This window comes from Chitinophaga sp. 9-1-y (genome assembly GCF_059511905.2).
Genome location: NZ_CM197955.1, coordinates 1,999,840 through 2,025,121, shown reverse-complemented (window position 1 = coordinate 2,025,121; position 25,282 = coordinate 1,999,840). Strand labels below are relative to the sequence as shown.

Sequence of the window (25,282 nt, the reverse complement as noted above, 5' to 3'; positions counted from 1 at the left end):
CATCACCCTAAAAATTTAGTACCGGAAGGCTTCCCAACCGGAAATAGTAGTGCGATTGCAGGTCATGGCCTGTGTGCCGTTCTCGCACGATATATATTTGCCATTATTGCCCCTGAGAGAGATAGAACCGTCCGCATTCACTATCCAGTCAAATTTTTCCCAGTCGCCCACACTGGTACGGTTGCACGTAATGGGATTCACACCATTTTCGGACGATACATACTTACCCTGGCTTTTCAGTGCCACTTTACCAGCACCAGCATCTTCCACCGCAAATTGCTCCCAGGCCTGCGCGGTAGCCCTGTTGCAGGTCATAGGCTGCGTACCGTTTTCTCCGCTCACATATGCATTGTTAAACCCTTTCAGGGTAATAGTGCTGCCTACCGGCGCAGTACCGCCACTATTGGTCATGGAGTATACCCTTACATAATCCACGTACATGTTGGCGGGCAGCTTGCTTTCGTCAATCGTCTGGCCGGGAAAATCTCCACCCACAGCCAGATTCAGGATAATGAAAAAGTCGTTGTGAAACTCCTCCGTGCTATTAATATTATTCAGGATATTGGCCGTGGCATATTGGTTCCCATCCACATACCAGCGGATTTCACTGGCGTCCCATTCTACCGCATATACGTGGTAGTCTGTAATGGTGGTACTGGTATTGCCCCCATAGGAAACATGCCCGTTAGCATCCCAGTGAATAGTGCCATAGATGGTATTGCTGGTATTTACCTGCTCCATAATATCTATCTCTCCGCATTTGGGCCAGCCCACTGACCCTATATTGTTGCCCAGCATCCAGAAGGCAGGCCATAATCCCTGACCGGAAGCCAGTTTAATACGTGCTTCAATGCGGCCATATTTTGTAGTAAAATGCCCGGCGGTATTCATACGGGCAGAGGTATACGCCCAGCCGTTTACACTTTGCTTTTTGGCGGTAATCACCAGGTTGCCGTTGCTCACGGAGGCATTGGCCGACTGGTAATATTGCTTTTCATTATTAACACCCGGGCCGGTTTCGAAAGACCACTTGGAGGTATTGACGCTGCTGCCGTCAAATTCATCTGACCAGATCAACTGGTAAGCGGTAGCTGCTGCCTGCACCGCCGCCGCAGCAGACTTGGTTTTCAGGGGTTCCGGGGAGGTCGTTTTCTTAGCCTCTTTCGTACAGGAGGTAGTGGCTAACAGGCAAGCACCTACGCCAATGATTAACAAGGTTGTTTTCATGGAATTTACAATTAAATGAAGGTGAACAAATACGGGTTAATGGATCAACGCGGAATATTTTTATCAAGTGGCGTAAATTTGCAGCTTGTTGGGTGGGTAACAAAATTTTGGGCTACGTCAAATGTACGTCTGGGCAAAAACCTTCACCAGACAGTCATTACAAACATTTTGAGAGATGCAAAAAGAGGACAGGAAAACTATGAATGTAGCGTTACACAACCTTCTGCCCTGCTTTTCACATCTTCAAAATCCAGCAGTTAAAACTAGCTATTGCTTTACAAAGGTGATCCCACTAAAACGACCTCCTCCTTCTGAAAAGCGGATACGCAATTGATGGGTACCCTTGGCCAGTTGAATATTTTTTATGGTTACTGTTTGCCAGCCCTTTATGGCTGCCGGAACGGGGATATCGGCGGCCAACATCTTACCATTGCTGATAATGCTAAAATGCCCGCTGCTATTATCTGCATCCAGCTTTACCTGCAGCATATAAGTGCCCGCTGCAGTGACCTTCACGGTATACTGCAACCATTCCCCATTTTCAACATGAAACACCACAAAGTCATTTCCATCTTGCCGGATATCAACCCCATCATTACGATAGCTGTATCCCCGGTTACCCTGGGTATTTACCCCCGGAGTATAATGATAACTGGCTGTATCCATATCGGCATAAGCAGATAAATTTCTCCCTAAATCATAATCTACCGCCCGGATAACGGCTTTATCTTTTACCAGGTGCTCCTTAAAAGGAATCGCAGCTGCGGAATGTACCTGTCTGAACATCGCATCTGTTACATCTCTGTGATAAATGTTATGGTCAATACGGGTATTATGCACCAATTCCTGCAACGTTTTCCATGCCACATCTGCTGCGGGGGCAGGCCCTTTGCCACTCCAGTAATCCAGGATGGCGGAATAGCCCGCCGGCATCGGTATTTCCAGTGGTTGATTATTTCCCATCTTCTTCAACTGCCACCATGCCCAGCCAATATCCTGTCCTTCTACCATCCCGATGGTATGGGTATACCAGTTATTGGAATTTTCACCTGACTCACCCAACCAAAGCGGCAGTTGATACTTCTCCCGCAGATCCAGGAAATGCCGGATGGTAGTTACATCTGTGAAGTTGCCATACTTATGAAAGCTCAGCACTATATTATCATCCCAGGCAGGCAGTATGCCATTGTAGTTATTGCCAAAGCCATTCCCTTCTATAATGATGATATGATTTTTGTCTACCTCCCGGATAGCTTTGGTGATATCCTGCATCAACTGCTTCAACGGGATGTTCTTTGTTTCTTTGATACCACGGGTATCTGCAACCGTGTCTTCAAATCCCCAGTTCGGCTCATTAATAATATCGTATCCGCCAATCCAGGGTTCGTTGGCATAACGTTCCGCCAGCTTCCTCCACAGCGCAATGGTTTTATTACGGTTGGCTTCACTTTCCCAGAGAGATGGTTGTTCCGGGTGTCTGTCGGAAATAGGCAAATCGTTCCCCTGCCCTCCGGGGGTAGCATGCAAATCCAATATCAGGTACAGGTGATTGGCTTTACACCACTGCAGCAAACTATCCGTTAAGGCGAATCCTTTCTCCAGCCAGGTATTTTGCCCGGCTACAGGCTCCTCGGCTACCGGTAACGTATATAGGTTAAAGTGCATGGGCAGCCGAACGGAGTTAAATCCCCAGGCTGCCAGGGAGTCAATATCTCCTTTAGTAGTATGACTGTTCAGCCATTCGTCATAGAAGACTTGTGTTTTTTCAGGTCCCACCAGCTCCTGGATTTTTGCCCGGATCTTATATTGTTGTCCGATGTTGCCCAGCCGGAACATGTATCCTTCCTGCAACATCCAGCCTCCCAATCCCATACCCCGCAGGATAACTTTTTCATTCCGTTCGTTAACAATAATGGTTCCTTTCGTTTTCAGGTAGCCCTGCCCGTTAGTATGACCTATACATACCAATAAAAAAATGAGTGTCAGTCCGTGGAATTTCAGCAGCATAAATAAGGTCGTTTGAGAAAATAATGAGGATTCCAAGATCTATATTAAAACGGAAAAATTAACTTTTCCAGCTACGTCATCTCTACTTCAGAATCAATTAATCCATTGATTATGAATAACCCACCCCTACTACTACCCTACTTCAACAAAAAATGATACTTTTAGTAAAACACTTTAGATGAGGTACTTCCTGTTACTGGCCTGTATATTCCATGTTCACCTGCTCTGTGCACAAAACACCATTGGTTTGCCGCCTGTTATTAACTACAGCAAAGCACAGTACCAGGGCAACGGACAAACCTGGGATATAGATATGGACAGCCGGGGCATCCTGTACTTTGCCAATAACGAAGGACTGATCACCTATAACGGCACTTACTGGCACCTGTACCATATGCCCAACAACACCTGTGTTCGCGCCGTAAAAATATCACCCGATGGACATATATATGTGGGCGCACAAGATGAATTCGGCTACTTTTATCCGGATAAAAATGGTATCCTCACCTATACATCTCTCAAAAAAAATATCCCCGCTGGTCAAACACAATTTGCAGACATCTGGAATATCGCTTTATACAACAACGGCGTATATTTCAGATGCAATGGTAAAATCTTTGAATGGCGTGACCAGCAGATACAGGTATATAACGCCCCCTGGGAATGGAAAATCATGACCAGCACGCCCTATGGACTGTATGCACAGGACCATCAACAGGGACTCGTTAAATTAGTAAATGGTAAATGGCAAAGCGTATGTCCGCAAACCAGCGGGCAACAATTTATGATAACGGCTATCCTGCAGGAAAAAGAAGATACCCTGCTGATTGCTACGCAGAAAAATGGCCTTTTTAAAATCAGTCACCAGCAACTAATCCCCTTCCACACGGCGGCCGACGATATATTCCGCACCAGCCGCATCTACTGCGCCATTATCATGCCCCGGGATCAACTGGCCATCGGTACCTTTTCGAAAGGAGGCTTCATTATAAATGGCACCAATGGAAAAGTGATCCAGCAATTCAGTATGGAAGAAGGACTGCAAAATAATAACGTCCTCAAGTTATTCAGCGATCCCCAACAAAATATCTGGCTGGCCCTGGACAATGGCATCGACCAAATCCGCTACAATACCGCCATCAAACAAATCTTACCCGACAAACACAATGCGGTCACCACTTATGCGGCGCAGGTATTTAACCACCGGCTATATATAGGTACCTCTGATGGCTTGTACAGTAGCGCATTAGATAGCGCCGCCGATATCAGCTTTTCCAAAGGCGGTTTTCAGTCCGTAGCCAACACCAAAGGACAGGTATGGCATCTCTCCGCTATTGATCAGCGACTGCTCATGGCGCACCAGGATGGCACTTTTGAGATTACGGATAATAAAGCCACCCCCATCCTGAAAGACCTGGGCTGCTGGCTATACCTGCCCATGGGCAATAACATCATTGTAGGTACTTATAATGGCTTGTCCACTATCCAATTCCATCCCACTCCGCAAGTCAGGCATATTAACGGTTTATCTGAAACGCTGCGCTTCCTGGCACTGGACAATAAAAACAGGATATGGTCTTCCCATCCTTACCGAGGCGTATTCCAGCTCACACTTCAAAATGATACCACCTTGCATACCCAGCTCTTTACTCAAAAGGATGGGCTTCCAACAGACAATAACAACTATGTATTTCGTATCGGGGATAAAATAGTAGCCGGTACTGCACAGGGAATCTATGAATATGATGATAACACTAAACATTTCATTCCTTCTCCCTCCCTGTACCCCTTGTTAAAAAACCGTCTCGTACAATACCTTACCGCAGACAGCAGTGGAAACATCTGGCTGGTATCAGAGAAAAAAACAGGAGTCATCAATGCAGCACGCAACAAGGTTACGTGGTTTCCGGAACTGGAGGGAAAAATTACCAGCGGGTTTCCATTCATCTATCCTTACAACAATGAAAATATTTTCTTCGCCGGCGATAAAGGCATTTATCAACTCAATTACAAAAAATACAATAGTCATAGTGGCCAACTATCCGTACTCCTGGGGCAAATAAAGGCCATTGGTAAAAAAGACACCTTACTTTTCGGTGGCTATGCAGCGCGGCCGGTACAGGAAGCAGCATTGCCACATACTTACAATAGCTTTCATTTTGAATATACTGCTCCGGCAGCCGAACAGGGAAATAATATCACCTACAGTTATCAACTGTCGGGGTTCGACAAAGAGCCCGGTGAGTGGACCAGCAAAACAGAGAAAGAATATACCAATCTTCCTTATGGTCAATACACCTTCCTGGTGAAAGCAAAAGATAACCTGGGCAACATTTCCCCAGCGGCCACCTATAACTTTACCATTCTACCCGCCTGGTATCAAACGTATGCAGCGTGGGTTTGCTATGTCCTAGCGTTATTGGGATTCATCGGCTTCCTGGCTTACAGGCAGAAAAAGAAATTCGCCGCGCAAAAAGCAAAACACGAACAGGAACAGGAGCACCTGATCTTTCAACACCAACTGGAACTGGAAAGAAACGAAAAACAACTGATTCAACTGCGAAATGAAAAGCTGGAAGCAGATGTACATCACAAAAATAAAGAACTGGCCACTGCCGCCATGCACCAGGTACAGAAAGGTAAATTACTATCTAATATCCGTGAAGAATTGGAAGAAAGCATCAAAAAAATAAATGATACCACCACACTGCCGGCTTTTAAAAAAGTATTGCGACTGTTTGAAGAAGCAGAAAATAATGAGGAAGACTGGGCGCAATTTTCACAACACTTTGACGATGTGCACGACAACTTTTTACGCACGCTGAAACAATTATTTCCTGAGCTGAGTACTACAGATCTCAAATTATGTGCATACTTACGCTTAAATCTCACCACCAAAGAAATTGCACAATCAATGGGCATATCCGTACGGGGCGTGGAAACCAGCCGGTACCGGCTTCGCAAAAAATTAAACATTACCGGTGATATCCCATTGTATGATTTTCTGATTAACGTCAAGGCATCATAAAAACATAACAGGATATTGACAGGAAGCAGACAATTGCAGCCGGTCGTCCTCGCATTTTCTGTTTATTTTTGCGGGGCATTTTTTAAAGAGATATTTACCTTGGCCAACGAACACTCCAGATCGAAATATATTTCGCTCATTTTAATATTAGGTACACTTACTGCATTAGGACCATTTTCCATTGACATGTACTTGCCCGGCTTTCCGGCTATAGGAAAGGAATTAGGGGTTGACCCTGCAAGGGTAGCCCTGTCTCTTTCCAGTTTCTTCGTGGGTATTTCTGCGGGGCAGTTGCTGTATGGCCCGCTGCTGGACCGTTTCGGCAGAAAGAAACCTTTATATATAGGATTGCTACTCTATGTACTTTCCTCTATTGGGTGCATCTATGCATCCTCTCTTAACAGCCTGATCCTACTTCGTTTTGTGCAGGCTATCGGCAGCTGTGCAGCGGCAGTAGCGTCTGTAGCCATGGTACGTGACCTGTTTCCGGTGAATGAAAACGCAAAAGTATTTGCCCTGTTGATGCTGGTAGTTGGTACATCACCGATGATTGCGCCTACGGTAGGAAGTTATGTGACCAGCGCTTTCAGTTGGCACGCAGTTTTCCTCGTATTGGGTGTGATGGGTGCGTTGATCCTCCTGGCCACCATTTTATGGCTACCGGAAAGCTACAAACCCGACACGTCCATGTCGCTCAAGCCCAAACCGATTATCAATAATTTCCTGCAGGTAATCGGCGAGCCGCAATTCTACACCTATTGCTTTGCAGGCGCCATCTCCTTCTCCGGCTTGTTTGCTTACGTATCTGCCTCACCACAGGTATTCATGGATATTTACCAACTGAGTGACAAAGCCTACGGCTGGATTTTTGCCTTTTTATCGATTGGCCTCATCGGCTCCAGCCAGGTCAATAGTATTTTACTAAAACGCTTTACCAGTCAGCAAATAGTACCAGTGGCATTGGTAGCACAAACCATTACCGGTCTTATTTTCGTGATATGTGCCTGGAACAACTGGTTATCACTGGCAGGTATCATTGTATTGTTGTTTGCCTTCCTTTGCTGCCTTGGTTTTATCAATCCGAATACGGCTGCTTTATCACTGGCGCCTTTCACAAAAAATGCCGGCAGCGCTTCATCATTGATGGGCGCTATACAGATGGGTATAGGCTCCCTGGCCTCTACGGTAGTGAGCTTGTATAACACGCATACGGCTACGCCGATGGCAGTCACGATGTTTGGATCCTCCTTAGTCGCGTTTTTGATTTTAGTAATTTGCAGCAGAAATATTAAAACAGCGGTTACCGCCAGTACTGCCGGTGCTGCCATAGCCCATTAAAAGCGTGTCCTTTTTATTTTATGAAGATTCTTGCTGTTGTCCTATTACAACACGATAACGTATACGAAGCCCTCGCACACCTGCGGGAAACACTGGAAATACGGTACGGCAATTGAGGGGAAATTGTATCTTTAATATCTCCCAAAAAACAATACATATGCCCTACAATGAAAAACTGGCCGACCGCATTCGTGAACTCCTCGCGGAATCTACCAGCGAAATAGAAGAAAAGAAAATGTTCGGTGGACTATGTTTCATGGTCAACGATAAAATGTGCGTCTGTACCCGCCTCGACAGGATAATGATCAGGATCGATCCAGACAAGGCCGACGCGATTGCTGCGGATACGCCCGGTGTAGCACAAATGATACACGGCGGTAAAGTAATGAAAGGATATATTTATATCCAGGAAGAAGCCCTACAAACAAAAAAACAATTACAGCCCTGGATTAAAATGGCATTAAATTTTAATGCAGATGCGAAGTCTTCGAAGAAAAAGTAAACCGAAGCGCCCAGTCAGATAATCATTTGCCACATTTTTTTCTATCTTTAAAGCCCTCCGGAAAAAACTGTAGCATCATTAGGAACCTGATTTTTTAACTGGCATTATTCGATTTGCTTATGAACACTTTTGCACTCATAACGGCTTTAGTCACCATTAGCGCGTTAATTTCCTACATCAATAACCGCTTCATTAAATTACCCGGAACTATAGGCGTGATCGTGGTTTCACTCCTGTTGTCCGTACTCATTCTGTTAACAGGTAAAATATTTCCCGGCGCATTTACCTTCATTAAAGACCTTACCAACGGCATCGATTTCACCGGTACCCTGTTGGATATTATGTTAGGCTTCCTCCTCTTTGCCAGCGCCTTGCATTTCGATTTCAATAAACTGAAAGAACAACGATATCCCGTACTGGTACTCAGTACGGTAGGTGTAATAGGTTCTACCTTCATTTTCGGATTCCTGCTGTATTGGGCTACAACGCTGATGCACATTGATATTCCCCTGGTATATTGCCTGCTCTTTGGCGCCTTGATTTCACCTACCGATCCGGTAGCGGTGCTGTCTATCCTGAAAAAATCAAAGGTCCCTCCTGCGCTGGAAACCATTATTGGTGGAGAATCCTTACTGAATGATGGTACCGGTATCCTCTTGTTTGTGATCCTCAAAGAAGTAGCCGGACAGGCAGATACCCATGTATCTTTATCTCATGCGGCAGCACTGTTTTCACAGGAAGTATTCGGTGGTATTTTATTGGGCGTAATTTCAGCCATCGTCGCTTACCGCACCATGAAACGGGTAGATGATTTCCAGATTATCGTAATGGTATCTTTATCCATGGTGATGGTAATTTCCGTGCTGGGGGCCATGTTACACGTATCTATTCCGCTGGCGGCCGTATCAGCTGGACTCATATTGGGAAATACTTCTCTCGGTACCAAACAGTCGGAAAATATGCAACACTATTTTCATAATGTTTGGAGCCTGATAGATGAATTGCTGAACACCATCCTGTTTGTGATGATAGGCCTGCAGATTGTCATCATGCCATTCTTAAAAAATTACTGGTTCACCGGCCTGCTGGCAGCCTTATTTGTGCTGATTGCCCGTGCACTGAGTATCACGCTACCGGCTATACTGTTAAAACGTAGCCTGGACATTAACTATAAAAGCATCTCTATCCTGGTGTGGGCGGGATTACGCGGGGGTATTTCGGTGGCCCTGGCGATGTCATTACCGGAATCTCCCTACAAAGAAATTATCCTTTCCGCCAGCTATTTCGTGGTATTGTTCTCTATCATCATACAGGGACTCACACTGAAAAAAGTAGTAGACCGCATGGTATAAATGAAGAAGGTTGTCTTATCCGGGATCAACCGGGTAAAACAACCTCTTCTCAACAACTATTAGTTGCCTGTTAAACTAAATGTCTGTGTCAGCACAAATTCCGCTGAACTCTTGCCTATATTAATTTGATAGTTGCCTTTATATATCTCCCATACATGTCGCGTTAAATCCCATTTCTGTAGTTCCGCTACCGGTATCTCCAATTGTACTGTTTCCTGGCCGCCCTGCTTTACATGCACCCGTTTAAATGCCTTCAATTCCTTTATGGGCATCCTGTCCATCTTAGGATAGGTGATATAAGCCTGTACTACTTCATCTCCATCACAGGCGCCGTTATTTTTTACGGATACGGATACACGAATAGTATCACGGTTATTATACTTCTTTGCAGGCATAGCTGCCCAGGCATAGTCAAATTTCGTATAGCTAAGTCCGTAGCCAAACGGGTAGGCTGCATTACCTTTGAAATAGCGGTAAGTGCGGTTTTTCATGCTGTAGTCCTGGTAGTCAGGCAGGTCGTTCAGGGAATGATAAAAGGTGACTGGTAGTCGCCCTGCGGGCGAATATTTTCCGAAGATGATATCCGCCAGGGCATTTCCTCCCTGTTCACCCGGATACCAGGCCAAAATAACGGCATCAGCATACGGTGCAATGGCAGACACGTCTACCGCACTTCCGGATGTAATCACCGCAATAATAGGTTTCTTATGCGCTGCACGCAGCTTCTGCATAAACAGGATCTGCGAGCGGGGCAAACTGAGCGTTTGCTTGTCGCCACCAGAGGCAGATAAAAAGGCATCACCTTCCTCTCCTTCCAGTAAAGGGGTTAAACCGATAACGGCCACCGTTACATCGCAGTTTTCCGAAGCCCAGATACCGCCAAAATGCAAGGTATCCGTAAAATCACATCCCTGGTCATATTGCATGGCCATACCCGGACCAGCAGCTTTTGCCAATCCGGCCGCAAAAGTCACCATATCGCCGGATACACCATGGTAATTGCCCATCAGCGCCTCCAGGGAGGCCGAATTGGACCCTGTTACCAGCATAGACGCATATTTGTCGGGCTGCAGTGGCAATACACCATCATTCTTGAGCAATACCATACTTTCCCGGGCGGCTTCCCGGGCCAGGCCGGCATGGTAAGCATTATTCACGCTGTCAATGCCATAGCGGCTGTAAGGACTTTCTCCAGGAGCATTATACAATCCCAGCTGCAACTGCGTGCGCAAACTGGCGCTCAGCGCGCTGTCTACGTCGGCCTGCGTGAGCCGGCCGTTTTTAATGGCATTCATCACATCATCCTGTAAAATATTGGCGCAGTCAAGGTTTACACCTGCTTTGATAGCCGCTGCCGCTACCTCTTCCCGGGTAGGAATGGCTTTATGCCTTAACCAGATATCATCCAGCGCCCAGCAATCTGTAACTACCTGCCCGCCAAACTTCCACTCATGCCGCAGGATATCCTGCAACAGGGTATTACCTGTACAACAGGGTTCACTGTTAACCCGGTTGTAGGCACACATAATTGAAGATACTTTCCCATCTACCAGCTTTTTAAAAGCATAGAGATAAGTTTCTCTCAAATCTTTCTCATCTATAATCGCATTAAAACTATGACGTCCCGCTTCCGGACCGCTGTGTACCGCAAAGTGTTTAGCGCAGGCGGCGGTTTTCAGCGCCCCCGGCACTTCCCCCTGCAAGCCTTTGACAAAAGCACCGGCCATGGTAGCGGTCAGGAAAGGATCTTCTCCATAGGTTTCCTGCCCACGCCCCCAGCGGGGATCACGGAAAATATTGATGTTAGGGGTCCAGAAATTTAACCCCATATATTGTACATGCCGGTGCTGCTGTACCGCCAGGTTATACTTGGCGCGGGCCTCCGTAGAAATGGTATTGGCCACTTCCTTTGCCAGCGCGGCATTAAAAGTAGCGGAAAGCCCTATGGCCTGCGGGTATACGGTAGCTTCCCCTCCCCTGGCAATACCATGTAGCGCTTCATTCCACCAGTTATAGGCCGGCAGTTGCAGTCGCGGTATAGCCGGACTATTATATCCCAGCAGTGAAATCTTTTCCGCCAGCGTCAGCGTATGCAACAGGTCATTGACCCGCTCATTCACCGGCGCAGCCGGATTTCTGAAAACCGGCTGCTGCTGGGCAACCGCTTTAATAACTGTCAGTAGTACAATTGAACAAAAAGTGAAAAGCTGTTTTCTCCTCATGCTAAAAACCTTGAAATAGTAATGAAATATAACCAACCCGGCTGCAATTTATCACATAAAAAAGATAATCATTCCTGCCCGACGGCTCACTGATTTAATTTGCTTAATATAGTATAGGATTTAATAAAATAGTATAACTCAATGATATGAATAAATGGGAAATAATCAGGGCAGACTATCCGGTAAATGAGAAAAGCGTTTACCTGTTCACCAACGGCGGTGGCCCTGTCAGCAAACCTTTTGTACAGTACGCCCATACCCTGCTCACCGAATTGAGCGAAAAAGGCCGTATGGTGATGCCGGGCTGGAATAACCAGGTAACGGAAGTGCGACAACTGATCGCTAACATGATCCGGGCCGAAGCCGATGACATCGCATTCGTGTCCAACACCGCACATGCCATGACCTTACTCCAGGGCATGTTTCCAAAACATTACGAAATCATCAGCATGCAGAATGATTTTCCCACCAGCTTTGTTGGATGGCTACACCACGGCCACCCGGTACACCTGGTCAATAGCGATGATAACGGTAACATTTCCCTGGAAGCCATCTCACAAAAAATTACACCGGCTACCAAAATACTGATCACCAGTCATGTAATGTTCAGAACAGGTTTCCGCCAGCAGTTGAAAGAAATAGGGGCATTATGCAAAAAACATCAGCTCATACACATCGTAGACGCCACCCAATCATTTGGCGTGAATGAGATCGATGTACAGGAGTGCAATATCGATGTATTGATTTTCCACGGCTATAAATGGGTAACAGCAGGCTATGGCAGCGGTGCTATGTATGTATCAAAACAACTTATAGAGAAATACCCGCCAGCGGCGTTAAGCTGGTATAGCGTAGACTATGAACGGCCTGATTTCGATCTTGTGCAGGACTACACGAAATTTACACCAAAGAAAAATGCACTGGTATTTGAAACCGGTACCCCTCCTTTCATCAACATCCTGTTGCTGGGCTATGCGCTGCAATACCTACAACGTATAGGCATTGCCGATATATCGGCTTACATAGATGAACTGGTTGACTACCTGGGGCAGCAGGCCAAAGCTCATCATATCAAATTATTATCTGATTATGCACCGGAAAACCGCTCTGCCATTCAATTACTGGAGATTACACCAGAGCAGTATGCTAAAGTACAACAGGCAAATATTATGGCGAGGTATAAAAATAACCGGTTAACCGTAGCGCTTAATTTCTATAATAACAAGGAAGACATTAACCGCCTGTTTGCGGCAATTTCCTGAAAAGAAAGATAGTTCCAGGCTGGTAAAGCAGCCTGGAACTGTCACTATTAAAAATCAAAATGATCCGGATCCGGCCCTACACGTTCTCCACGATCCAACGCGGAAATACGCTGCACATCTTCTTCACTGATATTGAAATGGAAAATATCGGCATTGGAAATAACCCGTTCCTTGCGGATACTTTTAGGAATAGTGACCACGCCTTTCTGCAGATCCCAGCGTAGCACCAGCTGAGCCACAGATACGTTGTATTTGGCGGCCAGCTCTTTCAACAACGGCACTTCAAAAGCTTTACCCTGCATTAATGGGCTCCAGGCTTCGTATTGTACCTTGTGCTGCTGGCAAAAGTCCAGCAATGACTGCTGTACCAGGTGAGGATGAAACTCCAGCTGATCTACCATCGGTATCACTTTAGCTGCCTGGAACAAATCTTCCAGGTGATGCTGCAAAAAGTTGCTGACGCCAATCGCTTTCACACGTCCGTCAGCATATAACTGCTCCAACGCCCGCCAGGTTTCTTTGTACTTTCCTTTCACCGGCCAGTGCACCAGGTAAAGATCCAGGTAATCTGTTTTCAATTTGGCCAGCGAAGTATCAAACGCTTTTAAAGTGCTGTCATATCCCTGGTCGGCATTCCATACCTTGGTAGTCAGGAAAATATCCTTACGGTCAGTAGCATTCTTCTCAATCGCGATACCTACGCCTTCTTCATTACCGTAAATGGCAGCGGTATCGATATGACGATAGCCTGCATCCAGCGCATAAGTAACGGAGTCTATTACTTCCTGTCCATCTTTCGTTTTGAAAACGCCTAATCCAAAATAAGGCATCTGTACGCCATTTGCGAGCGACACGGTGCCCTTAAGGTCTGTAATATTCATCTGGGAAGTTTTATGGTGATTAAAAATATAGTCCGATCATGATGAAACACGGCGCATCCGTATTTGTTCATATCATGTTATAAAATAACACGGGTAAATGTTAAAGCGCAAAGGTACATCCCATCTCCTCCGTTACACCTGTAAATAAGAAGGATTTTTTTGTAAAAAGACGTGAAAAAAAACGAGGTGATAACGGACCGTCCTTTGTATCATTGCGTACGAATTAGTTTTTTTCATATAATTAAAGTATCTTTGCGGAGCAATTTCAAAAACATGAAACGTACACTCACATATCAGACAACCAGGCACACAGCTACCGTTATCAGAGCGGTAATTGCAAGTACTTGTATTGTCTTAATTCAAGACGGGGAGGCAAATCCATCCCGGATATGAGAGGTTAATATATAACTCCTGAAATCTTTTCAAGAGGCCTCTTCATCCGAAGAGGCCTTTTTTATTTGCTTCCCCCACACCTCAATTTTCAAGAAAAAATTAATTATAAGTAATGAGCAACTACAACAGGAAATTTATTATTAAAGCATTGTTAGTTACACGGTTCTACCGGTAATGCAGGGCCTCCTGTTGCATGTTTGCAAAAGCCTCTCATTACCAGATGAGAGGCTTTTTTAATTCCCTTTTTAAACAGCAAATTATATGAAACGCTTAGCAGATTTTAGAAATATAGGTATCATGGCTCACGTTGACGCAGGTAAAACAACGCTCACCGAACGCATGCTTTACTTCACCGGCTTTACGCATAAACTGGGTAATGTAGACGAAGGCAATACCGTTATGGACAGCGATCCGCAGGAAGAAAAAAGAGGTATCACTATTTCATCTGCTGCAATTACCACTTACTGGAAACACCAGGATAATACCTGGCAGATTAATATTATTGATACCCCGGGCCACGTGGATTTCACGGCGGAAGTAGAACGTTCCCTGCGCGTGCTCGACAGCGCCATTGCTGTATTCTGTGCCCGCTCAGGTGTGCAACCACAGTCGGAAACAGTATGGCATCAGGCCAATCACTATAACATTCCCCGCATTGCGTTCATCAACAAAATGGACCGGCAGGGCGCCGACTTCCGCAGGGTCGTCAATGAAATACGGGAACGACTAAACGCAAATGCCTTACCCGTGCAAATACCGATTGGTGCAGAAGATGATTTCAGCGGCGTCATTGACCTCATTAACTGGAAAGCAATGATATGGGATACCGCCGACGGTAAAACATTCAACACCGTAGACATTCCCGAAATATTACTGCCCGCTGCCACCGCAGCCCGGCAGGAGCTGCTGGAAGAATTATCCCTGCTGGATGAGTCGCTGTTGAATAAATATACCGATGCACCAGGAAGCATTACGGCGGAGGACCTTTACGCCGCGCTTCGCGGCGCCACGCTCCGTATGGAAGCCGTACCCGTACTGGCCGGTGCAGCCTATAAAAATAAAGGCATACAACCACTGCTGGATGCAGTAGCATTGTACCTGCCCGCACCATCGGACATTGCTACCATAAAAGCCGTCAACCCGGATAATGATGAACCCGTGCTGATACCAGCGAGTGAAACATCTCCACTGGCAGCCCTGGCCTTCAAAATCATCACGGATGATTACGTAGGTAAGTTAACGTTAGTACGCGTATATGCGGGCATCCTGCGCGCTGGTGATACGCTATGGAACAGTCGCACCCAACGCAAAGTCAGGATCAGCCGCTTAATGCGTATCATGTCGGACAAATTTGAAAGCGTGGAAGAAATTGGCGCCGGCGACATTGGCGCCGTAGTAGGACTAAAAGATGTGAAAACAGGGGACTCCCTTTCACATCCGGATCACCCGGTACTATTATCGCCCATCAGCTTCCCCGAACCCATGGTTGGATATGCGATTGAAGCTAAATCGGCGAAAGACAACGACAAACTCGGTGAAGCGCTGGCCCGCCTGCTGGATGAAGATCCTACGCTCAGCGTGGCGGTAGATAACGCCACCGGGCAAACGATCCTGAAAGGAATGGGCGAACTCCACCTGGAAGTGGTGCTGGAAAAACTGGCGTCACAATACCACCTGGAAGTCAACAAAGGCAAGCCGCAGATTGCGTATAAGGAAATATTCACGAAAGCCGTTACCCACCGCGAAACGTATAGAAAACAAAATGGTGGCTCCGGTAATTTTGCGGAAATAGCCTTTGAATTGTCGCCAAAAGTGGATGATACACCCGGACTGGAATTCATCAACGAAATCAAAGGTGGCGCCATACCAAAAGAGTTCATTCCTTCCATCAGCAAAGGATTTGAATCGGCTATGTTCAACGGCGCCCTGGCGGGATACCCGTTGAAATCAATGCGGGTGAGATTACTGGACGGAAAAATCCATGATACCGACTCCCATGCACCGGACTTTGAACAGGTGGCCATCATCGGGTTTAAGAAAATTGCCAAACAGGCGGCTCCCCGCCTGCTGGAACCCTGGATGAAAGTGGTGGTAACCATGCCGGAAGAATATACCGGCGCCATTACCGGTGACCTGAACAGGCGCCGCGGGGTGATTAAACACATCGATATGGAAGCACAGTTGCAAACGATTACCGCCAAGGTGCCGCTGTCTGAATTATTCGGGTATATAACGGCACTGCGTACACTCTCTTCCGGCAGGGCATCCGCCTCGCTTACGTTTGAGGACTACCAAACCGTACCTGAAAACATCAGCAATGGCTTACTGGTGAAATAAAAATGAAAATGGTGAAGGAATTAAATCCTTCACCATTTCTTTTATTGCGAAAAAACCATGCACACTTTAATAACAGCCCTTACTCCGTATCATGATAAAACGCCTTCACCAAACGGCTGTCGGGCAATGAATTCAGCACCGCTATTAACCATTTACCGTCTTTCCGTATAGCCTTCCCTTTATAATAACCTACAGACATCAGCTGTATCTGCCCGGTGGTTAAATCCGTCCATAAACAGGAGCTGTACATACTTACTTTTACAGTATCATTTTCACCGCGAAAAAACTGCATATTCGTAATCATGTGCCGGGGCTGAAAATGCGTATTGCGGGTACTCATCACCAAAGAATCAATTTTGGCCGTCCAGTTCTTCTTCCCCCGCAGCTTCACCCCATCTATTTCTCCCCGGATACTGTCGTCCATAAATTCTACACATTTATCCAGGTTGCCATTATCGAAATGCTCGCAAAATCCGAGTACCACTTTTTCAATTTGGCGTTGCTCTTTAAATGATACATCCTTGTTTTCAAGCTCCTCCGGCACAACAGCCGGATTGGCAGTTACGGGTTTTTCTTTGGGAGATGAATTACAGGAAAAGAGGCTGGTTAAACTACAAACCAGCGCGATGGCAATAAGGGAATATCTGAACATCAGGAACGTTTTATGATATAACAAAACAAATGAATAATAAGTTTTGTCATATCATAAAAAAATCTTCCTATAAAAAAGTATAATAGATGGGAAATCCTTATAAAGGACAATTCTGGTGGTAGTCAATGAGTTCGATAGGTGTATCCGCCAGCTCAATGCCTTTGTAGTACACTTCAATTTCGTCCAGCACGGCTTCTACTTCTTCCACCGTTTTCAGGGTAACCAGGCGGCTCCTGAATTGCTTGATATCCGGCAATCCTTTCAGGTAATTAGCATAGCAGCCACGCATTTCATTAATACCCTGCACCGGTCCTTTCCATTCTACCGATAAACGCAGGTGCTTTTTACTCACGGCAATACGTTCTTCCAGGGTTGGCCCTGCCATCAACTCACCTGTTTTTACGTAGTGTTTGATTTCGCGGAACAGCCATGGATAACCAATTACGGCACGACCAATCATAATGCCGTCTACACCATAACGATTCTTGTATTCCAGTGCTTTCTGCGGACTGTTAATATCGCCATTACCAAAAATGGGAATATGTATACGGGGGTTATTCTTTACTTTTCCGATCAGGTCCCAGTCGGCCTGCCCTTTGTACATCTGGCAGCGGGTACGGCCATGAATAGCCAGTGCTTTAATACCCACATCCTGCAAACGTTCTGCTACTTCTTCAATATTCTTGGAATCTTCATCCCAGCCCAGTCTTGTTTTTACTGTTACCGGCAGCTTGGTGGCCTTTACACAGGCGGCGGTTAAACGCACCATCAGGTCCAGGTCTTTCAACACACCTGCACCAGCGCCTCTTCCGGCTACCTTCTTCACCGGGCACCCGAAATTGATATCCAACAAGTCAGGATTGGTGACATCTACGATTTTAGCGGCCATCGCCAGGCTATCCTCATCTCCGCCAAAAATCTGTATACCCACCGGACGCTCATATTCGAAAATATCCAGTTTCCTTCTGCACTTGATGGCGTCCCGAATCAATCCCTCACTGGAAATAAATTCCGTATACATCAGGTCAGCACCGGCATCCTTGCACACCGCCCGGAACGGGGGATCACTGACATCCTCCATAGGAGCCAGCAGCAAAGGAAAATCGGGGAGCGTTATGTTGTCAATCTTTACCAAAATCAATAATTTTTCGCAGCAGGCGCAAAGATAAGCATTATATAGCTTTTAGCCATTAGCATTTAGCTGTTAGCAAAATGTAGCGAAAATTACCATTTGTTGATCTTTGCTGCATTTTGCTAACAGCTAAATGCTAACGGCTAAAAGCTATTCGTAATTCCCAAATTTTGCCTACTTTCCATTGGTATAATCTTTGGCCTCCGCTCCTTAAAACACTCCATATGCAAAAATTTGATGCAATTGTCATTGGATCCGGTCAGGGTGGTAACCCACTGGCAAAAAAAATGGCAGCAAAAGGCTGGAAAACTGCAATGGTGGAACAACGCTACCCGGGCGGTACCTGTATCAACGACGGCTGTACCCCCACCAAAGCCATGATTGCCTGCGCAAAAGTAGCGCATACCGTTTTTCACAGCAAGCTATGGGGCGTACATAGCCACGGCCTCACCGTAGACCTCCCGTTTATTGTAGCCCGAAAAAATAATATCGTGGCAGAGTTTCGCGAATCAACCGCCAAAGGGTTACATACAAAAGGAGTGACCTTTTTCCACGGTACCGCTACTTTCACGGACCATAAAACCCTGAAAGTAACCATGGATAACAACGAAGAACAATTCCTCACCGCAGATCACATCTTCCTCAATACCGGCACTACACCGCATATTCCACCTATTCCGGGGTTATCAGACATCCCTTACCTCACCTCTACCACTATTCTCGATGAAGTGGTGATTCCCCGCTCGCTGATAATATTGGGAGGTAGTTACATTGCGCTGGAAATGGGGCAACTGTATCAGCGTTTAGGCAGCACCGTTACTATCATTGAAACATCGCCGCAGCTGGTATCCAAAGAAGATCCCGATGTTGCCGCTGTCATCAAAAAAATGCTGGAATCCGAAGGGCTGCAAATCTATACCGGCACCCAGGCTGAACGCATCACGCAAACAGGTAAAAACATCCGGGTAGATATTGTTACCGGCACCAACCGGGAAACACTCACAGGCACACATCTGCTGGTAGCTACCGGCCGTACCCCACAAACCGCTGCATTACAATTACAACACACGCAAATACTCACCGATGAAAAAGGTTATATCCAGGTAAATGATCGGCTGGAAACAACAGCGCCAGGCATTTACGCAATGGGCGATGTAAAAGGAGGCCCTGCTTTCACACATATTTCTTATAACGATCATCTTATTATTTACAAAAATCTGTTTGAAAATGGTACCTTTTCCGTCAAATCACGACAAGTACCTTATTGCATGTTTACCGATCCGCAACTGGGTCGTATAGGCATCACCGAAAAAGAAGCGATGAAAGCAGGCATTCCCATAAAAATTGCCAGCCTCTCCATGGATAAAGTAGCAAGAGCTATTGAAACCGGGCAAACAAGAGGCTTCCTGAAAGCACTGGTGCATCCGGAGACCGACGCAATCCTGGGCGCCGCCGTGATTGGAACAGAGGGCGGAGAAATTATGTCCTTGCTGCAAATGGCCATGTTGGGTGGCATTACGGCTACGCAACTACGTGAAATGGTGTTTGCGCATCCCTTGTATGCAGAATCGTTGAATAACCTCTTTATGACCCTGGAAAAATAGGCTTCAGATTGAGCAAGTTTTTCCCCATATTATCCTATCAAGCAAATGATTAAACTGGATCATGTCTCGAAAAGCTTTGGCCCGGAAAAAAAAGTGGTAAATGATATTTCCTTTGAAGTAGCAGCGGGAGAAACACTGGTATTACTCGGTACCAGCGGTTGCGGAAAAACCACTACCCTGCGCATGATTAACCGGTTACTGGAACCTGGTAGCGGCCACATCTATGTAAATGGAACAGAAGTAAGGCAACTGCCACCGGAAACACTTCGCCGCAGCATTGGCTATGTACTGCAAAATACCGGTTTGTTTCCTCACTATACCGTCAGTGAAAATATAGGCATCGTTCCTACGCTCCTGAAATGGGAGAAAGCACGTATACAGGAACGTACGGTCACGTTAATGAATAAACTACGTTTACCCGCCGCAGATTATGCCGACCTGTATCCACATCAGCTGAGCGGCGGACAACAACAACGCGTAGGCCTTGCCCGTGCACTGGCGGCAGATGCCCCTGCACTGCTGATGGATGAACCTTTCGGCGCACTCGATCCACTTACCCGCATCAGTGTACGAAAAGAATTCAAAGCCCTCGATGAAATCAACAACAAAACAATTATACTGGTGACCCATGATATAGAAGAAGCCTTTGAACTGGGTACCCGCATTTGTCTCATGAACGAAGGACGTATTCAACAAATAGGTGCGCCGGCAGCACTCCTGTTTCACCCCGCCAATGATTTTGTACGCTCTTTCCTCGATCCACAACGCCTGCAGCTGGAACTGAAAGCCCTTACCATAAAAGATCTATGGACATGGCTTCCGGCACATCCCGGCAATGGCAACACGGTAACCCTGACCGCAGACAACACCTGCTGGGAAGCCCTGGAAACGCTGACTTCCAGCCCTGCCACCGTAGTGTATCACCAGGAACAAAAAGTAATTGACGGGAATGGATTAATGGCCGCTATTGCTGCGCGCAAAAAATAATATTGCTGCATGGAAACACCGGAAACATTTTGGGATTTTATACAACAACAATCCGGCAAATTGCTGGAACAAACGCTCACGCATACCGGTCTTACTTTTATATCCGTACTGTTGGCAGTGGCCATCGGCGTGCCTGCCGGTATACTGATTACCCGCAGAAAAAAACTGGCTGCCTGGGTGTTGGGATTTGCCGGCGTTATGCAAACTATTCCCAGCATCGCCCTGCTGGGATTCATGATTCCATTGCTCGGCATAGGCCCCAAACCTGCTATCGTAGCGTTATTTCTCTATGCTTTGCTGCCCATTATACGCAATACCTTCACCGGTATCAACGGCGTAGATCCCAGTGTTACAGAAGCCGCTACCGGCATGGGCCTCAGCAAGCGACAACTCCTCTATAAAGTACAGTTACCACTCGCCCTCCCCGTGATCATGGCCGGCATACGCACCGCTACCGTGATCAATGTTGGTGTAGCTACGCTGGCTGCCTATATTGCCGCCGGCGGACTGGGAGAATTCATTTTCGGAGGCATTGCACTCAATAATACCCACATGATGCTGGCAGGCGCCATACCTGCCGCCTTACTGGCTATCTTATTCGATTGGCTACTGTCGCTGCTGCAACATATCAATGTCCGCAAAGCACGTAAAACATTATACCTGCTACCTGCTATACTCATTGGGCTATCCTCTTTCTATCTGCTGCCGGATACCTATCATTCCAAAATGCTGGCAGGATTTACGCCGGAATTCATGGGCCGGAAAGACGGCTACCTGGGGCTTAAATCCGTATACGGTTTACGTATACCCACACTCGTCATCAGCGATATGATCATGTACAAAGCGGCCTACGAAAAAAAGCTGGATGTGATCAGTGGTAGTAGTACTGATGGCCGTGTAAAGGCATTTGACCTGGTAGTGCTGGAAGATGATAAACATATTTTTCCGCCCTACTACGCCGCTCCTATTGTGCGCAATGAAACCCTGCTGAAATACCCGGAACTGGAACCCACACTTAATCGCCTGTCTGGTACAATTAATGATAGCATTATGACGGAATTAAACTACCACGTAGACTATCTGAAAGAGAATCCGGAGAAAGTGGCCAAAGATTTCCTGGTAGCACAGAAATTATGGAAACCGGCAGGCACCGGCAGCAAAGGCAGCATCCGCATTGGCTCCAAAATATTCGGCGATGGCTACATCCTCGCCAATATGTATAAAATGCTGATTGAAGGATACACGGATCTTTCTGCCGTTACCAAAACAGGACTGGGAGGCACCAAAATAGTATTCGATGCCCTGACTAATAACCAGATAGACATGTACCCGGAATACACCGGCACCGGCCTGCTGGTCATACTGCAAACACCACAACAGGTAACAGACAGTATTATCAGCAACCCGCAAAAGGTATACGATTATGTAAGCACAGGATTTGAAAAACAATATGCTATTAAATGGCTCAAACCCATCGGATTTAATAACACTTACGCATTGATGATGCGTAGAGCAGATGCAGAAAAACTACATATCAGCAGTATTTCCGCATTTACCCATTATGTGAACCAACAGTAACCACCTGTAATATGCTTTTGCAAAAAGAATACGAAACCGTGCGCAGGCGAACAGAAAGTATCTGCGCGCCACTGAAAACAGAAGACTACGTTGTACAGCCAATTGTAGATGTAAGTCCGCCCAAATGGCACCTGGGCCATACCACCTGGTTTTTCGAAACATTTATACTGCTTCCTAACGCTAAAGGATACACGGTATTTGATCCGCAATACAATTATGTATTCAACAGCTACTATGAATCAGTGGGTGCGCGGGTCATCCGCACGAACCGGGGAAATCTCAGTCGCCCGGCGGTAGAAGACATTATGCGTTACCGTAAATACGTAGATGAAGCGATGATGGCTTTCCTGGATAGCACAACGCTTACACCTGAGCTGACCGCGCTCTTTATATTGGGATTAAACCATGAAGAACAGCACCAGGAGTTGCTATATACCGATATTAAATATATTCTCGGGCATAACCCGCTATTTCCGGCGTATGACCCGGCACGGAAAGATATTGTCCCGGTGAACAATCAACCCGGTTCGTGGTTAAATATGAGTGCCGGTATATATGATATTGGATTTTCGGGAGATGGATTTTGTTTTGATAATGAACTGGGCAGACACAAAGTATATCTCGCGGATTACAGCATCAGTCAGGCCCTGGTTACCAATACGGAATACCTCGACTTTATCCAGGCCGGCGGCTACCAGGATTTCCGGTACTGGCATGCAGAAGGCTGGGATTGGGTAAAAAACAACCAGGTAACCACGCCCATGTACTGGTATAATATAGATGGCCAATGGATGCATTATACCTGGCAAGGTTTGCAACCCCTGATGCCGGATGCTCCTGTAACGCACGTAAACTATTATGAGGCTGCGGCCTATGCCGCATGGAAGAACGCCCGGCTACCCACAGAATTTGAATGGGAAGCAGCCGCCCCTCAGCTAAACTGGGGGCTTCGCTGGGAATGGACGGAAAGTGCCTATTTGCCTTATCCCGGCTTTGCCAAAGCACCGGGAGCAATTGGCGAATACAACGGTAAATTCATGGTAAGTCAGATGGTACTAAGAGGTGGCGCAGAAGTGACCTCTCCCAACCACAGCCGTATTACCTATCGCAATTTTTTCCATCCTTCACTGAGATGGCAATTTACCGGGATCAGATTGGCAAGATGATTGAAGCAACCGTTATGAAATGAAAAGAATTGTCTGAAACAAACAACTGTCATCAGGCCAATTCACTTTCGAACATCAAAACCCTTGTATGACTGTAATTCCAACAATGCTGACGTGTAAGCGGAAGCCTGCTACCGACACATTTTACCACGATGTAGTAAAGGGCCTCAGCGCACCGCAGAAATACCTGGACCCTAAATATTTTTATGACGCCACCGGCGATGCCCTTTTTCAACAAATCATGCAATGCCATGAATACTATCTGACTGGTTGCGAAATGGAAATTCTCCGTACCCAATCCGCTCAAATAGCTACCGCATTGCAAAACTATGCAGGTACTTTCGACCTCGTGGAATTAGGCGCCGGCGATGCTACCAAATCAGTACACCTGCTCCGGCAATTGCTCGACAACGGCGTAGATTATACGTATTTCCCCATAGATATTTCCGGGAACGTTATCCAGCAACTGGAAAAATCGCTCCCGGAAACACTACCAGGCCTACAGCTCCATGGCTTACACGGCGAATATTTTCATATGCTGCAACAGGCGAACCAGTTTACCAGCCGCAAAAAAGTGCTGCTGTTTATGGGCGCCAACATCGGCAACTTCAGCGTAACTGCTGCCAGTAATTTCTGCCAGCAGCTACGGCAATACCTTCAGCCAGGCGACTTACTGCTGACCGGGTTTGATCTGAAAAAACATCCGCAGGTAATTTTGAATGCATACAACGACAGCACCGGCATTACCCGCGCCTTTAACTTCAACCTGCTCCATCGCATTAACCGGGAACTACAGGCGGATTTTGATATCACAAAATTTGACCACTTCCCTACTTATGATCCGGGAACCGGCGCCTGTAAGAGTTTTTTAATCAGCCTGGAAGACCAGGTGGTACATATTGGCGATGACTTTGCGGTTAGTTTCGCAGAAAACGAAGCCCTTTATATGGAAATTTCTCAGAAGTATAGCCTGGACGAAATAGATCAACTGGCCGCCTTCGCAGGATTTAAACCAGTAGCCCGTTTCTTCGACAGGAAGCACTGGTTTTCAGATTGCCTCTGGAAATGTGTATAAAGCCGGCTAATGCCAGGCGCCCAACATACGGCGCAGGGTTACAATCTCACCGGTATGATAACTGGTATGATCCAATAACAAAATCGCTTCTCTGAATAAATGCTGCCCGTTTCCCCATGGAAACGGGCTAAATATATCTACCCCCGGCGCTTCCAATAACCCAATAAATGTATGGAGGTCTTTATCTACCTGGGCGACACTATGTTTCCAGGCAGCTTCATCTGCCGGGGCCTTGGCTTCAGGCCAATAAGCCTTGGGCCATTCCATTTCCTTATAATCAGGATTCCGTGAGAAATCAAGGATATCATATTGCGTAATGCGGATATGCTCCACCAGCTGCCAGATACTATACGGCATCTGAGGAGGCACTTCTCCTCTCAGGGCGGCAGGTACCGATTTTACTGCATCTGCAAAAGTTACGTGGGCATTTGCTTTGAGCAACATGTCCTTTAAAGATTTTACCAAAGTTGGAGTATTCATAAAAAATGGGTTTTGAGCCGGATTTTATCAAATAGGGTGTTTACGCTTTCCAAAAGTGA

Annotated in this window: 18 protein-coding genes; 11 read left to right on the top strand and 7 right to left on the bottom strand. The window is 46.4% G+C overall.

Going from position 1 to position 25,282, the window contains the following annotated elements; all coding sequences use genetic code 11:
* Nucleotides 1-15: 15 nt before the first annotated feature.
* Both AC5ZC7_RS08005 and AC5ZC7_RS08000 read right to left on the bottom strand, forming a co-directional pair.
* On the bottom strand, nt 16-1,227 hold the full coding sequence (locus AC5ZC7_RS08005) for a family 16 glycosylhydrolase (protein WP_496163002.1): 1,212 nt from the start codon (nt 1,225-1,227) through the stop codon (nt 16-18).
* Between the two features lie 267 nt (nt 1,228-1,494).
* Entirely contained in the window at nt 1,495-3,234 is a 1,740-nt protein-coding gene (locus AC5ZC7_RS08000) for a cellulase family glycosylhydrolase (RefSeq protein ID WP_496163003.1), read from the bottom strand.
* Between the two features lie 178 nt (nt 3,235-3,412).
* Here AC5ZC7_RS08000 and AC5ZC7_RS07995 point away from each other — a divergent pair, with 178 nt between their 5' ends.
* From AC5ZC7_RS07995 to AC5ZC7_RS07980, 4 genes are all read left to right on the top strand, one after another.
* Nucleotides 3,413-6,262, top strand: coding sequence for a triple tyrosine motif-containing protein (locus AC5ZC7_RS07995; RefSeq protein WP_496163004.1), 2,850 nt, complete (start codon nt 3,413-3,415; stop codon nt 6,260-6,262).
* Nucleotides 6,263-6,361: 99 nt separating this feature from the next.
* Nucleotides 6,362-7,600: a Bcr/CflA family efflux MFS transporter gene (locus AC5ZC7_RS07990; RefSeq protein ID WP_496163005.1), complete on the top strand. Its 1,239-nt coding sequence runs from the start codon at nt 6,362-6,364 to the stop codon at nt 7,598-7,600.
* Between the two features lie 157 nt (nt 7,601-7,757).
* The gene (locus AC5ZC7_RS07985; RefSeq protein ID WP_496163006.1) at nt 7,758-8,102 is read left to right on the top strand and encodes a TfoX/Sxy family protein; all 345 of its coding nucleotides are present in this window, start codon (nt 7,758-7,760) and stop codon (nt 8,100-8,102) included.
* Nucleotides 8,103-8,221: 119 nt separating this feature from the next.
* The gene (locus AC5ZC7_RS07980; protein ID WP_496163007.1) at nt 8,222-9,454 is read left to right on the top strand and encodes a cation:proton antiporter domain-containing protein; all 1,233 of its coding nucleotides are present in this window, start codon (nt 8,222-8,224) and stop codon (nt 9,452-9,454) included.
* 59 nt (nt 9,455-9,513) lie between these two features.
* On the opposite strand, the gene AC5ZC7_RS07975 is transcribed toward AC5ZC7_RS07980, so the two are convergent.
* Nucleotides 9,514-11,676, bottom strand: a complete 2,163-nt coding sequence (locus AC5ZC7_RS07975) for a glycoside hydrolase family 3 N-terminal domain-containing protein (protein ID WP_496163008.1) — start codon at nt 11,674-11,676, stop codon at nt 9,514-9,516.
* A gap of 146 nt (nt 11,677-11,822) precedes the next feature.
* On the opposite strand from AC5ZC7_RS07975, the gene AC5ZC7_RS07970 reads away from it, so the two are divergent.
* Nucleotides 11,823-12,938: an aminotransferase class V-fold PLP-dependent enzyme gene (locus AC5ZC7_RS07970; RefSeq protein WP_496163009.1), complete on the top strand. Its 1,116-nt coding sequence runs from the start codon at nt 11,823-11,825 to the stop codon at nt 12,936-12,938.
* A gap of 47 nt (nt 12,939-12,985) precedes the next feature.
* On the opposite strand, the gene AC5ZC7_RS07965 is transcribed toward AC5ZC7_RS07970, so the two are convergent.
* Complete coding sequence (locus AC5ZC7_RS07965) at nt 12,986-13,819, bottom strand: aldo/keto reductase (RefSeq protein WP_496163010.1); 834 nt, start codon at nt 13,817-13,819, stop codon at nt 12,986-12,988.
* 654 nt (nt 13,820-14,473) lie between these two features.
* Between AC5ZC7_RS07965 and fusA the strand changes: the two genes are divergently transcribed.
* Nucleotides 14,474-16,549: an elongation factor G gene (gene fusA, locus AC5ZC7_RS07960; protein ID WP_496163011.1), complete on the top strand. Its 2,076-nt coding sequence runs from the start codon at nt 14,474-14,476 to the stop codon at nt 16,547-16,549.
* Between the two features lie 79 nt (nt 16,550-16,628).
* Here fusA and AC5ZC7_RS07955 read toward each other — a convergent pair whose 3' ends face one another.
* Complete coding sequence (locus tag AC5ZC7_RS07955) at nt 16,629-17,201, bottom strand: nuclear transport factor 2 family protein (RefSeq protein WP_496163012.1); 573 nt, start codon at nt 17,199-17,201, stop codon at nt 16,629-16,631.
* A gap of 97 nt (nt 17,202-17,298) precedes the next feature.
* Nucleotides 17,299-18,336, bottom strand: a complete 1,038-nt coding sequence (gene dusB / locus AC5ZC7_RS07950; RefSeq protein WP_496163013.1) for a tRNA dihydrouridine synthase DusB — start codon at nt 18,334-18,336, stop codon at nt 17,299-17,301.
* Between the two features lie 221 nt (nt 18,337-18,557).
* Here dusB and AC5ZC7_RS07945 point away from each other — a divergent pair, with 221 nt between their 5' ends.
* The 5 genes from AC5ZC7_RS07945 (at nt 18,558) to AC5ZC7_RS07925 (ending at nt 24,743) form a co-directional block, all read left to right on the top strand.
* On the top strand, nt 18,558-19,937 hold the full coding sequence (locus AC5ZC7_RS07945; RefSeq protein ID WP_496163014.1) for an FAD-dependent oxidoreductase: 1,380 nt from the start codon (nt 18,558-18,560) through the stop codon (nt 19,935-19,937).
* 45 nt (nt 19,938-19,982) lie between these two features.
* Nucleotides 19,983-20,924 (top strand): ATP-binding cassette domain-containing protein, encoded by a 942-nt coding sequence (locus AC5ZC7_RS07940; RefSeq protein ID WP_496163015.1) that lies wholly within the window; start codon nt 19,983-19,985, stop codon nt 20,922-20,924.
* A gap of 9 nt (nt 20,925-20,933) precedes the next feature.
* Nucleotides 20,934-22,502 carry a glycine betaine ABC transporter substrate-binding protein gene (locus tag AC5ZC7_RS07935; RefSeq protein ID WP_496163016.1) on the top strand — a complete coding sequence of 523 codons (1,569 nt, stop codon included), beginning with the start codon at nt 20,934-20,936 and terminating at the stop codon, nt 22,500-22,502.
* Nucleotides 22,503-22,513: 11 nt separating this feature from the next.
* Entirely contained in the window at nt 22,514-23,668 is a 1,155-nt protein-coding gene (gene egtB / locus AC5ZC7_RS07930) for an ergothioneine biosynthesis protein EgtB (protein ID WP_496163017.1), read from the top strand.
* A gap of 88 nt (nt 23,669-23,756) precedes the next feature.
* A complete protein-coding gene (locus AC5ZC7_RS07925; RefSeq protein ID WP_496163018.1) occupies nt 23,757-24,743 on the top strand; it encodes an L-histidine N(alpha)-methyltransferase in 987 nt (328 codons plus the stop codon).
* A gap of 6 nt (nt 24,744-24,749) precedes the next feature.
* On the opposite strand, the gene AC5ZC7_RS07920 is transcribed toward AC5ZC7_RS07925, so the two are convergent.
* The gene (locus tag AC5ZC7_RS07920; protein ID WP_496163019.1) at nt 24,750-25,223 is read right to left on the bottom strand and encodes a DinB family protein; all 474 of its coding nucleotides are present in this window, start codon (nt 25,221-25,223) and stop codon (nt 24,750-24,752) included.
* Between the last annotated feature and the right edge of the window lie 59 nt (nt 25,224-25,282).

Excerpts from the sequence above, each read along its gene's own strand:
- fusA (WP_496163011.1), top strand. The coding sequence starts at position 14,474 with ATGAAACGCTTAGCAGATTTTAGAAATATAGGTATCATGGCTCACGTT.
- egtB (WP_496163017.1), top strand. The coding sequence starts at position 22,514 with ATGCTTTTGCAAAAAGAATACGAAACCGTGCGCAGGCGAACAGAAAGT.
- AC5ZC7_RS07965 (WP_496163010.1), bottom strand. The coding sequence starts at position 13,819 with ATGAATATTACAGACCTTAAGGGCACCGTGTCGCTCGCAAATGGCGTA.
- AC5ZC7_RS07925 (WP_496163018.1), top strand. The coding sequence starts at position 23,757 with ATGACTGTAATTCCAACAATGCTGACGTGTAAGCGGAAGCCTGCTACC.
- AC5ZC7_RS07970 (WP_496163009.1), top strand. The coding sequence starts at position 11,823 with ATGAATAAATGGGAAATAATCAGGGCAGACTATCCGGTAAATGAGAAA.
- AC5ZC7_RS07985 (WP_496163006.1), top strand. The coding sequence starts at position 7,758 with ATGCCCTACAATGAAAAACTGGCCGACCGCATTCGTGAACTCCTCGCG.
- AC5ZC7_RS07940 (WP_496163015.1), top strand. The coding sequence starts at position 19,983 with ATGATTAAACTGGATCATGTCTCGAAAAGCTTTGGCCCGGAAAAAAAA.
- AC5ZC7_RS07975 (WP_496163008.1), bottom strand. The coding sequence starts at position 11,676 with ATGAGGAGAAAACAGCTTTTCACTTTTTGTTCAATTGTACTACTGACA.
- AC5ZC7_RS08000 (WP_496163003.1), bottom strand. The coding sequence starts at position 3,234 with ATGCTGCTGAAATTCCACGGACTGACACTCATTTTTTTATTGGTATGT.
- AC5ZC7_RS07920 (WP_496163019.1), bottom strand. The coding sequence starts at position 25,223 with ATGAATACTCCAACTTTGGTAAAATCTTTAAAGGACATGTTGCTCAAA.
- AC5ZC7_RS08005 (WP_496163002.1), bottom strand. The coding sequence starts at position 1,227 with ATGAAAACAACCTTGTTAATCATTGGCGTAGGTGCTTGCCTGTTAGCC.
- AC5ZC7_RS07935 (WP_496163016.1), top strand. The coding sequence starts at position 20,934 with ATGGAAACACCGGAAACATTTTGGGATTTTATACAACAACAATCCGGC.
- AC5ZC7_RS07955 (WP_496163012.1), bottom strand. The coding sequence starts at position 17,201 with ATGTTCAGATATTCCCTTATTGCCATCGCGCTGGTTTGTAGTTTAACC.
- AC5ZC7_RS07945 (WP_496163014.1), top strand. The coding sequence starts at position 18,558 with ATGCAAAAATTTGATGCAATTGTCATTGGATCCGGTCAGGGTGGTAAC.
- AC5ZC7_RS07995 (WP_496163004.1), top strand. The coding sequence starts at position 3,413 with ATGAGGTACTTCCTGTTACTGGCCTGTATATTCCATGTTCACCTGCTC.
- AC5ZC7_RS07980 (WP_496163007.1), top strand. The coding sequence starts at position 8,222 with ATGAACACTTTTGCACTCATAACGGCTTTAGTCACCATTAGCGCGTTA.